Consider the following 14,582-nt stretch of genomic DNA (forward strand, 5'->3'; position numbering starts at 1 on the left):
GCGCGGATCGGGCGGACGCCGCGGCGTCCGCCCCTTTTAGTCCTAAGTCCTGGGTCCTAAGTCCTAAGTGCTTCGTCCTTGGTCACTTAGGACTTAGGACTTGGGACTTAGGACTTTGGACTCGTCGTTGTTCGTCCAGCGGCGGGAGACGAATCCCCCGCCGATCCCCCGTTACTCCCCGACCAGCACCTGGTGAACCGCCTCGACGTGCGGGAAGCGCATGGCCTCGGAGTGCGCGCATGCCACCGGCAGCACCTCGACGTCGGTGTTCAGCGCGCGCTTCCACCCGTACGAGTCGGCGTGCGGCTCGCCCAGGCCCCACTCGCCCAGCCGGTTCATGATCGAGAACGGCCCCAGGCCGCACCGGACCAGCTTCACCTTCGTCCCGTTCAGGGAGCGGGGCGCCGCGTAGCCGGCGAGGTTCGAGCGGTTGCTGTAGTCGTCCACCGTCTTGTCGACGGAGGCGGGCTCCAGCGACGCGCCGCGGATGCGGTCGTCGAGGTAGCGGTCCACCACCGCCAGCGCCTGCTCCATGTCCGCCTCGGCGCCCTCGAACTCGTCGAGCACGCGCGCGGGGACGGCCCCGTCGGGGGCCAGCGCCTCGAGCACGGCGGTCTTGATGAAGAGCCGCTTGAGCTCGTCCTCGTTCTGCGCCTCGGCCAGGCTCACGTAGGCGAAGGAGTCGACCAGCACCAGCAGGCTCACCTCGTGTCCCGCCTGGATCAACTGGTTCGCGACCTCGACCGCCACCGAGCCGCCGAAGGAGAAGCCCACCAGGCGGTAGGGCCCGCGCGGCTCCGTCTGCACGATCACCTTCGCGTACTCGGCGGCCTGGCGGACGAAGTCGTGCCGCACGTCGTCCGCCGCCCGGTCGCCCGGGCTGCCGGAGAGGACGTACACGCTGTATCCACGTCCCTCGATCGACGCGAGGTCGGTGAAGTCGTAGACGCTGTCGGCGATGCCGGGGACGCAGAACACCGGCGGCCCGGCCTTCTCGCCCACGGCCACCGCGACGGCCGTCGAAGGCGCCGGCTGCGCGTCGTCGCCCCCGCGCGCGGCCACGATCTGCTCGGCGAGGAAGACGGCGAGCCGCGCCACCGTCGGGTGCGCGAAGAAGCTCCCCGCGCGGATGGGGATTCCCACGCCGCGCTGCACGTTGTTGCGCAGCTCCGTCATCATCAGCGAGTCGATCCCCGCGTCGACGAAGTTGGTCTCGCGCTTGACGTTGGCGGTGGGCACGCCCAGCACCTTGGCCACCTCGACCTGCAGGAACTCCTCGACCACCCCGGGAAGCTCGTCCGCCGCCGAGCGCGCGATGCGCCCGGGCCACTCGTCCGCGCCGCCCGCGGCGGCGCCGGGAGCCTCCTCCAGCAGCTCGAAGAGCGGGTCGGCCGCCGCCTTCGCGCGCCGCGAGCGGAGCTTGGCGACGACGGCCTCGGTGCGGCCCTCCACCAGCAGCCGCTCCAGCGCCTGCTGGCCCTCTTCCTTGCCGACGAGACGGTGCTTGCCGGTGAGCCCGAGCGAGGCCGCCATCCCCTCGCCCTCCCACGCGCCCCAGTTGATGGAGAGCGCCGGGAGCCCCGCGCCCGCGCGGTGGCGGGCCAGGCCGTCCATGAAGGCGTTGGCCGCGGCGTAGTTCCCCTGCCCCGCGCCGTCGATCACCGCCGAGGTCGACGAGAAGCAGGCGAACCAGCCGATCCCGCGGTCCTTCGTCAGCTCGTGCAGCACCAGCGTGCCGTCGACCTTGGCGCGGAACACGGTCTCGAAGCGCTCGCGGTCGAGGTGGCGGAGGATGCCGTCGCTCAGCACGCCCGCGCAGTGGAAGACGCCGGCGACCGGCTCGGCGCGCTCGAGCACCGCGGCCATGTCGTCCATCGACGCCACGTCCGCGTTCTCGACCATCACCTCCACGCCCGCCTCGCGCAGTTTCTCCACCCGCTCCAGCGCGCTCCCCGCCGGCATGCGGCGCGACAGCAGCACCAGCCGCCTGGCGCCGCGCGCGGCCAGCAGCTCGGCCACGTGCAGCCCCAGCGCGCCCAGCCCGCCGGTGACCACGCAGGCCGCGTCCGCCGGCACCGACAGCGTGCCGTCGCCCGCGCCCGCGCCGTCGAGGGAGACGATCACCTTGCCGACGCTGCGCCCCGAGGCCAGCCAGCGGAAGGCGTCGACCGCCTCCTTCAGCGCGAACTCCTTGGCCGGCAGCGGGCGGAAGTCGCCGCGCTCGAAGCCGTCCAGCACGTGCCCCATCAGGCGGCGGTACTGGTGGTCGCCGCCGGCCTCGCCCTCGCCGATCTCCAGCGCGGTGTAGGCCACGTCGGGGCGGTAGGTCCGCGCCTCCTCGTCGCTCCAGATCCCCAGCTTGCCGATCTCCACGAAGCGGCCGCCCTCGGCCATCACGTCGAAGCCGGCCTGGATGAAGTCGCCGGTGAGGGAGTTCAGCACGATGTCGACGCCCGCGCCGCCCGTGGCCTCGCGGATCGCGTCCACGAAGCGGGGGTCGCGCGAGTCGACGATGTGCTCGATCCCCTGCGACCGCAGGAAGCCCCACTTGGGCATGCTGGCCGAGGCGAACACCTCGGCGCCCACGGCCTGGGCGATCTGCACCGCGGCCTGCCCCACGCCGCCCGCGGCCGCGTGGATCAGCACCCGGTCGCCCGCCTTGATCCGCGCCACGTCGTGCAGCGCGTACCAGGCGGTCATGAACACCGTCGGCAGCGCCGCCGCGTCGCCCCACCCCAGGATCGCGGGCTTCTTCACCACCTCGTGCTCGCGCAGGACGTGGTGGCTGGCCAGGCAGCCGCGCGAGTAGGCGATCACCTCGTCGCCCGCGGCCACGCTCGTGACCGCGCTTCCCACGCGGGTGACGACGCCCGCGCCCTCGAAGCCGAAGCGCAGGTCCTGCGGCTCGCAGACGGGGATCTTCCCGAGGACGAAGAGGCACTCCTTGAAGTTCAGCGGGGCCGCCTTGATCTCCACCTCCACCTCGTCCGGGGCCAGCACCGGGATCACCGCGCCCGGCGCCGGGGCCAGGTAGAGGTTGTCGAAGGTGCCGAACGCGCGGGTCTGCAGCTGGTAGCGGCCGTCGGGACGCTCGAGCCCGGCGTTCGCGCTCGCGAGGCGATCGAGCCGCATCACGAAGCGGCGCCCGCCGCGGAAGGCCACGCGCTCCTCGGCCGACGACGCGGCGATCTCGGCGGCCAGCGCCGCGGCGTCCACGCCGCCGAAGTCGAAGTCCACCGTGGTGCAGCGGAAGTCGGGGTGCTCGCCGCGGATGGTCGTCGCCAGCCCCCACAGCGCCGCCTGCGGCACCGCCGCGAAGGGCACGCGCTCGCCCTCCACCGCGTGGCACCCGGCGGTCGCGATCCACAGCCGCGGCGCCGTGTCGAGCGTCTCGCTCAGCGCGTTGACCACGCCCAGCGCCTGCTCGGCCAGGTCCAGCGCGCTCCCGCCGTCCAGCGCGCCCAGCAGCACCACGTTGCGGTGCTGCCCGGCGGAGGCCTGCGCCCACTCCTCCACCAGCGCGGGGAGGTCCGCCGCGAGCGCCTCGCCCGCCGGCAGTTCCACCACCGAGGCCGTGCTGCCCGGCGCGTCGAGCGCCGTCTTCAGCGCCGCCGCGGCCTTGCGGCTGGCGCCGGCGCCGGACAGCACCAGCGTCGACGCCGCGCCGTCCTGGCCAGCGGGCGCGTCCTGGCGGATCCAGCGGAACTCGTAGTGGGGATCCTCGTCGGCGGCGTCGGCCGACTCGGGCATCTCCACCGCCGCCTGGTGGTATTCGTCGATCCGGCCGACGACGCGGCCGTCGTCACCCAGGAGGGTGATGGTGGCGAAGAGGTGCGTCTCGTCCTCGGCCTCGATGGTCGTGTGCACCCAGCAGGTGCGGGGGACGCGCTCGAACACGCGCACGCCGCGCAGCTTCACGGGGAGCGTGGGGCCCAGCCCCGAGTACTCGTCGAGCAGGGTGCCGGCGACCTGGAAGGTCGAGTCGGCCAGGACGGGGTGGAACACGTAGCTCGCGGCCGGATCGCCCAGCGCCACGGGAAGCTCGATCCGCCCCAGCGCCTCGCGCTCGCCGCGCCACATCCCGGTGAGCGCGCGGAAGTTCGGGCCGTAGTTGACGAACTCCATCCCGGCGTACATCGCGTCCAGGTCGACGCGCGCCGACATCCGGTCCTTCACCGCCATCGGGTCCAGCGCCTCGCCGGGCGCGCCCTCCGCGGCGGCCAGGCGGCCGCGCGAATGCACCGTCCAGCTGCGCTCCGCCTGCACCTGCGTCTCGGGGCGGCTGATGATCTGGAAGCGCGGCTGCTCGCCGGGGCAGGCGGTGGCCACGGCCTGCAGCGCCCGCCCGTCGTCGCCCGCGAACATCAGCGGCTTCTCGAAGCGGATCTCCTCGACCGAAGCCACGCCGCCGGGGCTCGACGCCGCGCCCATCGCCAGCGCCATCTCCAGGTAGCCCGCGCCGGGGAAGATCGGCGTGCCGCCCAGCCGGTGGTCGGCCAGGTAGACGGGCTCGGAGGGCGAGACCCAGTTCTCGTACGACTGCACGTCGTCGGTCACCGCCCAGCGCGCGCCGAGCAGGGGATGGAAGACCTCCTCCGGGCGGCTGCCGCGCTTCCCCTTCCGCCGCTCGTCCGGCACGTACCGGCTGCGCTGGAAGGGATACTTGGGCAGCGCCACGCGGACGGGGTGCTCCTCGCCGTACATCTCGTCCCAATCGACCTTCACGCCCTCCGCCCACAGCCCGCCCAGCGCGGCCAGCAGGTGCTCGCGGTCGGGATGCGCGCTCTTGGCCTTGCGCATCGACGGGATCACCCGCAGCGCCGAGTCGGCCGCGCGGATGATCGAGGAGAGCGCCGTCCCCGGCCCCACCTCGACCGCCACCATGCTGGCGTCCTCGGCCAGCCGCTCGACGGCGTCGTGGAAGCGCACCGCGGCGCGGATCTGCGAGACCCAGTACTCCGGGTCCGTGGCCTGCGCGGCGGTGATCGGCCCGCCGGTGACGTTGGAGAAGAAGGGGATGCGGGGCGCGCGCGGGGTGACGCCCTCGAACGCCGCGCGGTAGCGGGCCAGCGCCGGCTCCATCAGCGGCGAGTGGAACGCGCGCGAGGTGCGCAGCCGGGTGACGTGGATCCCCTCCGCGGAGAGCGCCTCGGCGGCCGCCTCGACGTCGGCCGTGGGCCCGGAGAGCACGCAGCTCTCGGGGCCGTTCACCGCCGCGATCTCCACCTCGCCCGTGACGAAGCGGCGCGCGTCGGCGACGGCGGCGGAGACGGAGAGCATCGCGCCGGGCGCGGTGTCGTCCATCGCGGCGCCGCGCGCGGCCACCAGCTTCAGGCACTCGTCGCGCTCGAACACGCCGGCCAGGCACGCGGCCACGTACTCGCCCAGGCTGTGCCCCAGCATCACCGAGGGACGAATCCCCCAGCTCATCAGCTGCCTGGCCAGCGCGTACGAGACGGAGAAGAGGATGGGCTGCGTGTAGCGCGTGCTCTGCAGGCGGAGAGCGGCGGGCGACTCGGCGTCCGCGTCGCCGCCGAACACGATGGCGCGGATGTCCTCGCCCAGGTGGGGGACGAGCGCGCGGGCGCAGGCGTCCAGCTCCGCGCGGAAGACGGGGAACGCGTCGTACAGCCCGCGCCCCATGTTCAGGTACTGCGACCCCTGCCCGGGGAAGAGGAAGGCCACCTTGGGATCGTGCCGCACGGCCACCGGCGCCGACCAGGCCTCGCCCGGCGCGCCCGGCTCGCCCGCGGGCGCGTCGGGTCCGGGGACGACGCGGAAGCTGCGCAGGTCGTAGTGCTGCCGCCCGGCCTGCAGCGTGTAGGCGACGTCGGCCACCCCGGGCGCGCCCTCGGCGGCCAGGAACTCGTCGATCCGCCGCGACGACTCGCCGGCGGCGGCCACGCTCTTCCCCGTCGCCAGCAGCAGCGCGGGGCCGTCGGAGATGACGGGCGCGTCCTGGGCGGGCGCCTCCTGCAGGATCAGGTGGGCGTTGGTGCCGCCGATGCCGAAGGCGCTGACGCCCGCGCAGCGGACGCCGCCCTCGGGCGCGTCCCACGGCCGCAGCTCGGTGTTCAGGAAGAAGGGGCTGGCGGAGAAGTCGATCCGCGGGTTCGGCTCCTTCACGTGCAGCGTGGCGGGGATCATCCGGTGCTTCAGCGCCAGCGCCGTCTTGATCACCCCCGCCATCCCGGCGGCGATGCTCAGGTGGCCGAAGTTGGACTTCACCGAGCCCAGCGCGCAGAACTGGGTGCGGTCCGTGAAGCGGCGGAACACGCGGGTGAGCGCCTCCACCTCGATGGGGTCGCCCACCGGGGTGCCGGTGCCGTGCGCCTCGACGTACGACACGTCCTCGGCGGTGATCCCGGCGCGCAGCAGCGTCTCGTGGATCACCGCGGCCTGCCCCGTGGCGCTGGGCGCCGCGAAGCCGGGCTTGTGGCGGCCGTCGTTGTTCAGCCCCACGGCGCGGATCAGCGCGTACACGTGGTCGCCGTCGCGCACCGCGTCGGCGTAGCGGCGCAGCAGCACCATGGCCGCGCCGCTGCCGAACACCGTGCCCGTGGCCGCGGCGTCGAAGGGGCGGCACACGCCGTCGGCCGAGTCGATCCCGCCCTCGCCGTACACGTAGCCGCGCGGCTGGCTGATCTCGCAGGCGCCGGCCAGCGCGTAGTCGCAGTTGTAGAGGAGGAGGTTGTTCACCGCCTCGTGCACCGCCACCACCCCCGACGAGCAGGTGGTGGTCAGGTTGATGGCGGGGCCGCGCAGGTCCAGCTTGTGCGCCAGTTGCATGGCGAAGTAGTCCTTCTTCGCCAGCACGCGGTGGCCCAGGAACTCGTCCGGCCGGTCGGGCGTGTGGTAGATCTGCCGCGACAGCCAGAGCTCGTTGTCGGCCGTGGCCAGGTACACGCCCACGCTGTCGCCGGCCAGCGCGTGGCCGCTGTCCTCCAGCGCCTCGTGGGCCACCTCCAGCAGCACCCGCAGCTGCGGGTCGGCCAGCCCCGCGTCGCGCGGAGTGAAGCCGAAGAACTCGGCGTCGAACAGGTCGACGTCGCGCAGCCGGCTCACCCGGCGCACGAAGCCCGGGTTGCGCAGCTCGCTCTCCCTGGCGCCCGCGGCCAGGAGCTCGTCGTCGGAGAGGGTTTCGAGGCAGTCCTTCCCTTCCAGGAGGTTGCGCCAGAATTCATCGGTCGTCGACGCCTGCGGAAACCGCAGCCCGACGCCCACGATCGCGATGAGATCGTCGCGATGCTCCATCAGTCTCTCCTCCTGAGTTTGGCGCGCTCCATGGCCCTTCTCCGGTTGTCCACCGCGTCGGTCCGCATCCGCGTCTCGGCCGCGCCCACGGGCACGGCGCTGCGGCGGGTGCGCACGAAGTCGCGGATGATCGGGTACATGTAGATGTCCATCACGTCCACTGCGGAACCCACCACCACGGCGATGCGGGCCGTGGCCTCGGCCGCGGTCAGCGACTGGGCCCCGAACTCGAACACGTTGTCCCAGGGGTCGATCGACGGCCGGCCCAGGAGCTCGCGCCACACCGCGGTCACCTGCTCTTCCAGCGTCCGGTCGTGGCCGTTCGCCCCCGCGGGGACGAACTCGAGGCCCTCGAGGCGGACGGCGCCGTGCGTCGCGTTCCCCTCCGCCGGCGGCGGCTCGTCGAGGGCGGCGCAGGGCGGCGCGGGGATCAGCGCGTCGAGGCGCCGGTAGTCGATCTTTCCGTTCTCGGACATCGGCAGTCTTTCCATTCGGTGGAACACGGCCGGCACCGCCACCGCGGCCAGCCGCTCCACGGCGTAGCGGCGCAGCGCCGCGTCGTCCGGCGCGCCGGCGCCGTCCAGCACCACGAACGCCTCCATCACCCGCGCCTGCGAGGCCGGGCCGCGCACCCGCACCGCCGCCTCGCGCACCCGCGGGTGCTCGCGCAGCACGCCCTCCACCTCGCCCAGGTCCACGCGGGCGCCGTTCAGCTTCACCTGCCGGTCGCAGCGCCCGGTCACCACCACCTCGCCGGAGCGCAGGTAGTAGCCGGTGTCGCCCGTGCGGTACAGCCGGGCCACGCTCCCGTCGCCCAGCGGGTTGGCGATGAAGCGCTCGGCGGTGAGGACCGGGTCGTCGTGGTAGCCGTCGGTCAGGTGCGCGCTCTGGATGAAGACCTCGCCGGGGACGGCCACGCCGCACGGCTGCATCTCCTCGTCGAGCACCAGCAGCCGCGCGCCGCCGATCCCCCGGCCCACGGGGATCAGCACGCCGCCGTCCTCGCCCGCGGCGGCCGCGTCCCGCCGCACCACGTGGCACCCCATCACCTGCGGCGTCTCGGTGGCGCCGTAGAAGTTCAGCAGGGTGGCGCTGGGAGCCAGGCGCCGGATCGCGCGCACGCGCGCAAAGTCCAGCGCCTCGCCGGCCAGCCCCACGATCCGCAGCGAGTCGACGGGGTGAGGGTTCCGCGACGCCAGCGTGGCCGCGAAGCTGGGGGTGAGGTGGGCGATGGTGGCGCGGCGGTCGCGCAGCCAGTCGACCAGCTCCAGCGGCCGCGAGCGCAGCTCGTCGGTGGGGACGAGGATCGAGGCGCCCACGGAGAGCGGCGTGAACACGTCGCGCAGCAGCGGGTCGTGCGGGAGCGCGGAGAGCATCGCGAAGCGGTCGTCCAGGCCGAGCTCTCCATGGCCCGCGTACCACTCCAGGAAGTTGGCCACCGCGCCGTGCCGCCCGCTGACGATCTTCGGCTTCCCCGTCGAAGCGGAGGTGAACGCGTAGTACGCGTACCACTCGCCGGTGGGGAGATCGGGGACCGGCCCGCCGGGAAAGGGAGACAGCGAGCGCTCCGTCTCGCGCTTCCGGCCGCCCGCGAGGGAGATCACGGACAGGCCCGGCTGCTCGCGGAGGACCGCGTGCACGCCCTCCATCGTCTCCCCCTCGCCCACGGCGACGGCGACGGCGGGATGGACGCGCCGCAGGCCGGCCAGCTGATCGCGCGAGAAGCGCGACGCGTCGCTGATGACGAAGCGGCCGCCGGACTTCAGCACGCCCAGCAGCGCCACGATCAGCCCGGGCGAGCGGGTGCTCACCACGGCCACCGTGTCGCCGCGGCGGACGCCCAGCGCGCGGAGGCCGTGCGCCAGGCGGTCGCTCGCCTCGTCCAGCTCGCCGTACGTCCAGGTGTCCTCCATCCCGCGGACCGCGGCGCGCGACGGATCCGCCGCGGCCTGCTCGCGGAACAGGTCCACCAGCGACCGCCTGCCGCGCCCCGGAGGGGCGCCGCCGGGGCTCAGGGGGATGTCACCGACTGCCAGTAACGTCATCAGGGCGCTCGCCGGCTCAGTACAGGATCCGCGCGCTGGCGAACTCGCGCGCGTCGCGGGACTTGCGCAGGTCGCGGGTGACGTTGACGCGCTTGAGCCAGCGGTCGGTGCCGTCGAAGCGGGCGCGGAACGGCCGTCGCCCGTGCACCGCCTGGAAGTTGTCGACGAAGCAGATGTCGCCCGGCTCGAACACCTGGTCTTCCAGCACCGCCTCGATGCGCTCCACCACCGCGTCCAGCGCCGCCTGCGCGTCGGGGGCGTCGGCCGCGTCCATGAAGACGGGGTCGATGCGCAGGTAGGGCGCGTTCGGGTCGCCGAAGAGCACGGGGATGCGCTCGGGGTGGTCCTTCATGCGGATGATGCGGGCGTAGGCGCGCTCCAGCAGCGCGTTCATGGCGCCGGCGTTCCCCCGGTTCCTGGGGAGGTGCGACTCGTCGGGACGGATGATGAAGTGCGGCTCGGAGAGGAGCCGGTACTCCTCCGCGGTGATCTCCACCTTGCGGATCGCCGCGAAGGTGGTGGCCACCCGGTCGGGGTTGCGCAGGCACATCAGCCCCAGGTAGTCGCCGCGGTAGGGGTGGAAGGCCTCCTCCACGTGCCAGGCCAGCAGCGCGTCGCTCCCGCTCCCCATCTGCTCCTGCTGGTGCCCCTGGATGGGAAGGAGGTCGTGCACCACCCGGCCGTCCTGCTGCGTGCTCCAGCCGAACAGGTCGCCCAGCAGCGAGCCCAGCAGCGCCAGCAGCATCTCCTCCTCGAGCGCGCGGTTGGCGGCGTCCGTCTTCCGCCAGTGGCTGGGCGTGGGCCCCAGCTTCTGCTGGTCCACCGGCCACCCCGACACCATGCACATGGCCGAGTCGGGCTCGTGCAGGCGGAACTGCAGCAGCGCGCGGCGCACGCGCAGCGGCAGCTCGTGCGCGATCACCCCGACCTCCGCCAGGAACTCCGCGTCCTCGGGCGAGGCGTAGCGGTGGATGACGTCCGCCAGCAGCAGGCGGATCTCCTCCACCTCGCTCTCGGTGAAGACGATCCGTCCCGGGTCGCCCGAGGGCGGCGCGGGGAGGATGGTGATGTCGGCGGGCGCCGTCGGCATCAGGAGGGTCGACATATGCCTTTTCTCCGCTGGCTCGTTGGCAAGACTGCGTGGGTGGTGCTGCGCGGCGCCCGGGGTGGAGCCGCGAAAACGGACAGGCCGGGCAAGCCGGCCGGAGCGACGATCTGGGTCGGGAGGTACGGACGGAAGCGGCCGCCGTCCCCCGGCTGCGGGACGGCGGCGGTTCCGGCCTAGGCGGCGAGCCGCATGCTGCCGGCCTCGGCGTGGGCGTCCAGCGGCTGGAGCAGGGCGGCGTCGACCTCCACCGACATCCCCCGCCCCACCGCCTGCAGCCCCACCAGCACCCGCGCGCGGCCGCGGCGCTCGACCACGACGCCCTCGACCCCGCGCAGCGGCCCAGCGCCGACGTGCACCCGCCGGCCCACGGCCAGGCACGGCTCGAGCTCGGGCTCCAGCCCGTGCGCCTCGATCGCCGCGGCGAAGCGCCGCACGTTCTCGATCTCCACGTCGGGGATGGCCACGGGCGCCGAGCCCCCGCGCACCACCGCCACCATGCCGTTCACGGCCAGCGCCTTCGTCAGGTCGCGCGGGTCCACGCGCACGAACACGTAGCTGGGAAAGAGCGGCCACAGGACGCGCTTCTTCCGGTCGCTCCACTGCTCGGTGCTGGCGTGCAGCGGAAGGAAGTGCTCGATCCCCCGCTGCTCGAGGAGGGCGGCCACGCGCTTCTCGTGGCGTCCGCGCGTGTAGCACGCGTACCAGCGCGGTGCGCTGGGAACGGCGTCGAAGCCGCCGGGGAAGTCGAACGAGTCGAGCATTGGAGACCTGGGGATCGGGATGGGCGATCCGGCCTCTCCGGGCCCCGTGCGGGCCGGACGGCACTGCTTTCGCCAGTGGGACCGGGCCGGGAACGACGCCCCCGGGCGGCCTTCGGCCCCCTCGGTCACATCTCCGTGAACGAGCGGGGTGTGTCTGGTTCTGTTCCTGCCCGGCTCCGCGCCGCGAGCGTCGATTCCGTCTCGCCCGGCCGGCCTTCGGCCCCCTCGGTCACAGGTGCGTGAAACGAGCGGGGCGGTGCTTCATATGTTTCCAACCGACCGCGGGACGGCACGAAACACGGTGCGACCCGCGGAAGAATTCCGGGACCGTACGGACGGGCTGCCAGCAGCCCGGCGCGCGGGAACGATCCGGCGGCCCCCGGTCCGCACGGCCGCGTGGGCCGTGGGGACGGGCGCCGGGTGATCGAATCCCCCGATTTTACAGGGTGCTTCGAGAGGCGTGCGGCACGCCGGGCATCAGGCCGCGGCCGCCACGGGCGCCATGAGCGGCGCCGTTTCCTGGATGAATTCCGCGATGTGCTCCAGGCCGGCACGAATCCGCTCGAGGCTCTCCGAGCCCACCGAGATGCGGATGAAACCGTCGCACGAGTCGCCGTAGCCGATCCCCGGCACCGTGCTGACGCCGCGCTCGTCCAGCAGCCGGTCGCAGAACTCCTCCGACCCGAGCGCGCTGTCCTCGATCGACACGAACAGGTAGAAGGTGCCCGCGCCGGGGAAGACGCGCAGCCCCATGCTCTCCACCATCCGCGCCACGGCCCGCCGCTTCACCACCACGTCGCGGATCTGCGGGGCGGTGATGTCGAGCACCTCGTGGAAGTGCCGCACCACGTACCACTCCAGCACGGTGGCCGGGCAGGTGATCAGGTGCTGGTTCAGCTTGAGGATCTGGAACAGCATCTCCTCGTTGGTGAACACGTAGCCGATCCGCCAGCCGGACATCCCGTAGTTCTTCGACAGCGTGTTGCACACGATCGTGTGCTTCTTCTCCGGGTCGTACGCCGCCGCGGAGATGAAGTCGCCGGGCTCCAGCACGTAGTCGCTGTACGCCTCGTCGGAGATGATGTACAGGTCGTGCTGCTCGGCCAGCCGGTGCAGCTCGCGCCACTCGGCGGCGCTCACCAGGTGCCCGGTGGGGTTGTTCGGGTTGTTCACCACGATCGCGCGGGTGCGCGGGGTGATGTAGCGCCGGTAGTCGGCCACGCGCTCGTGGTAGGGGATGCGCACCGGCACCCCGTGGCAGAGCCGCACCTGCTCGGGATAGCTCACCCACGCGGGCTCGGGCACCAGCACCTCGTCGCCGGGCTCCAGCACGGCCATGAAGGCCATGTGCAGCGCGATCTTCGACCCGGCGGTCACCACCAGCTCGGTCTCGGGGTCCACGGGCACGCCGAAGCGGCTCTCGTAGTAGTCGGCCAGCAGCTCGCGCAGCTCCATGATCCCGCGCGAGTGCGAGTAGTGGTACAGCCCCGGCATCGGCAGGTCGTCGAACCGGAAGAGCGGGATGTCGAAGTACGCCTCGCCGAACGAGAGCGTGATCACGTCCTCGCCACGCTGCTTCTTCTCGTAGACGCGGTTGTTGTACTTGATCGACATCGCCTCGATGAGGTCCCTCACGTGACCAGCCGGACGCGGCATGTACCCTCCAACGGTGATTGGCTCTACGAACGACGCGAAACAGCAACCTCTGGGACCACGCCCGTGGAGGGGCGGAGCCGGGAAGCGCTCGCAAGCGCACAAAACGTCGCAGGGACTGCGACAATAGCGGTCTTCTGGCGCGGCGATGAGGGTGCAACCCGGAGCCGGGTCGAGCCGCGTCACGGGAGTTCGACCAAGAGGTCAGAAATGGTGTCGCTAATTGTTGCAAAACATTTGAATCTCGTCAACCCCCTCAAACGTTTCCCTTGCGCACCTCTAAGTGCTGTTGTCGCATGGAGTACGGAGTACGGGAAGTTCGCGTGAGACGGCACCTGCCACCCCGTTGCGCCCGGAATCCGCGTGGTTGCGTGATGTGGCGCGTTCCAAGCCGCTCGCGACCGATCGTTCCACCTGCGCGTCTCATCCCATGGGCACCGAGACAAACTGTTGGCCGGGTGGGGACCCCGATCCGGCTCCCGGTTCCGGAAAACATCTCCAGGTGGACATACGTGACGCTCAGGTGCTACCGGCGAGCGTGTCAGGCGGTGCGAACTGTCTCCCGGGGACCGGCCGTGCGGGCGTTCCGGGTGGCCACCTGCCCTCGGTCACCGAGCCGTGAGCGAGTGGAGGGGTGTTATACGTGTAGCGGATCAACCGAGACGTCACCTCGCCCAACCGCACGCGGGAAACCGGGGACGGGCCCCGTGCGGGCCGCGTCGCGGACGATCTCAGCGAAACCGGGGATCGCTCCCGGAGCGTCGCCGGCGCTTTGAGGAAGCATCAACGAGAAGCGCCCGGACCGTCGCGCGGTCCGGGCGCTTCCTGATCGATCGAAGTGGAGCCTACCGGGTTCGAACCGGTGACCTCCGCATTGCAAATGCGGCGCTCTCCCAGCTGAGCTAAGGCCCCGAATCAGCTTACAAAGCTAACGCAACCAGGCGTTTCGCTCAAGGCGTGCGCGGCGGGCCCAGCGTGTCCGGCGCCGGCGACACGCTGCCAACGTCGAACGCGCCCTCGCGCCGCCAGCGGAAGGTCACGCGCTTCCCCCGCAGCGGCGCCAGCGGGAGGAACGCCTGCCCCACGGTGACCCGGCCGATGCGCCCCACCTCGTCGCGGACGGCGCGCGAGAAGGTGACCACCAGCCACTGGCCCGCGGTCTCGACGTGCGTCTCGCACGACGAGGTCACGCCCACCGAGGGGAAGCTGACCACGCTCTCCTGCGCGCTGTTCGTCTCCGCGTCCGTGCGGGCGAACAGCATCTTCCCCCAGTGCATCCCGCGGGTGACGGTGCCGCAGATCTCGATCCCGCTCGCCATCCGCGGATAGGCCGTCACCTGGATCTCGTCGCCCGACTCGAACGCCAGCACGGTGTCGGACGCCGCGTTCCGCCCCGCCGGCGCGGCGTAGCGCTGCGCCACCGCATGCGCGGGGACGATCGCGGCGGCGAGCACGAGCAGGGGGATGAATCGCATCGGGCGCATGGAGGCTCCGGGTGGATGGCTGCACGGAAGGTAAGCGAGGATGCGCGCGAGCGGAATCGGTCCCGTCGACGCGACTGAAAGGGTGTCGTCAACCCGAGATCCCGAGCCCCCCGCGGTGTCATCCTGAGGGAGGCGCCGCGACGAACTTTCCACCGCGTCATCGGTTGGCGCCGACCGAAGGATCTACTCGCCCCCGGACGGACCTGCTCGTTCGAGTGGATCTCCATCTCGCCATGCAAGATCCTTCGGGCGCGCCAGGATTCGGAGACGACGACGC

General features: G+C 72.2%; 6 protein-coding genes and 1 tRNA gene. All 7 read right to left on the minus strand.

Going from position 1 to position 14,582, the window contains the following annotated elements; translation table 11 throughout:
- Positions 1 to 171: 171 nt before the first annotated feature.
- Entirely contained in the window at positions 172 to 7,254 is a 7,083-nt protein-coding gene (locus tag VF092_29075) for an SDR family NAD(P)-dependent oxidoreductase (GenBank protein HEX6751380.1), read from the minus strand.
- A complete protein-coding gene (locus VF092_29080; GenBank protein ID HEX6751381.1) occupies positions 7,254 to 9,299 on the minus strand; it encodes a non-ribosomal peptide synthetase in 2,046 nt (681 codons plus the stop codon). The genes VF092_29075 and VF092_29080 overlap by 1 nt, the downstream gene beginning before the upstream one ends.
- A gap of 16 nt (positions 9,300 to 9,315) precedes the next feature.
- Positions 9,316 to 10,404, minus strand: a complete 1,089-nt coding sequence (gntD, locus tag VF092_29085; protein HEX6751382.1) for a guanitoxin biosynthesis L-enduracididine beta-hydroxylase GntD — start codon at positions 10,402 to 10,404, stop codon at positions 9,316 to 9,318.
- A 176-nt stretch (positions 10,405 to 10,580) separates the two neighbouring features.
- Positions 10,581 to 11,168 carry a UpxY family transcription antiterminator gene (locus VF092_29090; GenBank protein ID HEX6751383.1) on the minus strand — a complete coding sequence of 196 codons (588 nt, stop codon included), beginning with the start codon at positions 11,166 to 11,168 and terminating at the stop codon, positions 10,581 to 10,583.
- Positions 11,169 to 11,645: 477 nt separating this feature from the next.
- The gene (locus tag VF092_29095; GenBank protein ID HEX6751384.1) at positions 11,646 to 12,803 is read right to left on the minus strand and encodes a pyridoxal phosphate-dependent aminotransferase; all 1,158 of its coding nucleotides are present in this window, start codon (positions 12,801 to 12,803) and stop codon (positions 11,646 to 11,648) included.
- An 857-nt stretch (positions 12,804 to 13,660) separates the two neighbouring features.
- Positions 13,661 to 13,733 (minus strand) — tRNA-Ala (locus tag VF092_29100).
- 38 nt (positions 13,734 to 13,771) lie between these two features.
- A complete protein-coding gene (locus tag VF092_29105; protein HEX6751385.1) occupies positions 13,772 to 14,305 on the minus strand; it encodes a hypothetical protein in 534 nt (177 codons plus the stop codon).
- Positions 14,306 to 14,582 lie beyond the last annotated feature (277 nt).

It is taken from the genome of Longimicrobium sp., from assembly GCA_036377595.1.
GTDB lineage: Bacteria > Gemmatimonadota > Gemmatimonadetes > Longimicrobiales > Longimicrobiaceae > Longimicrobium.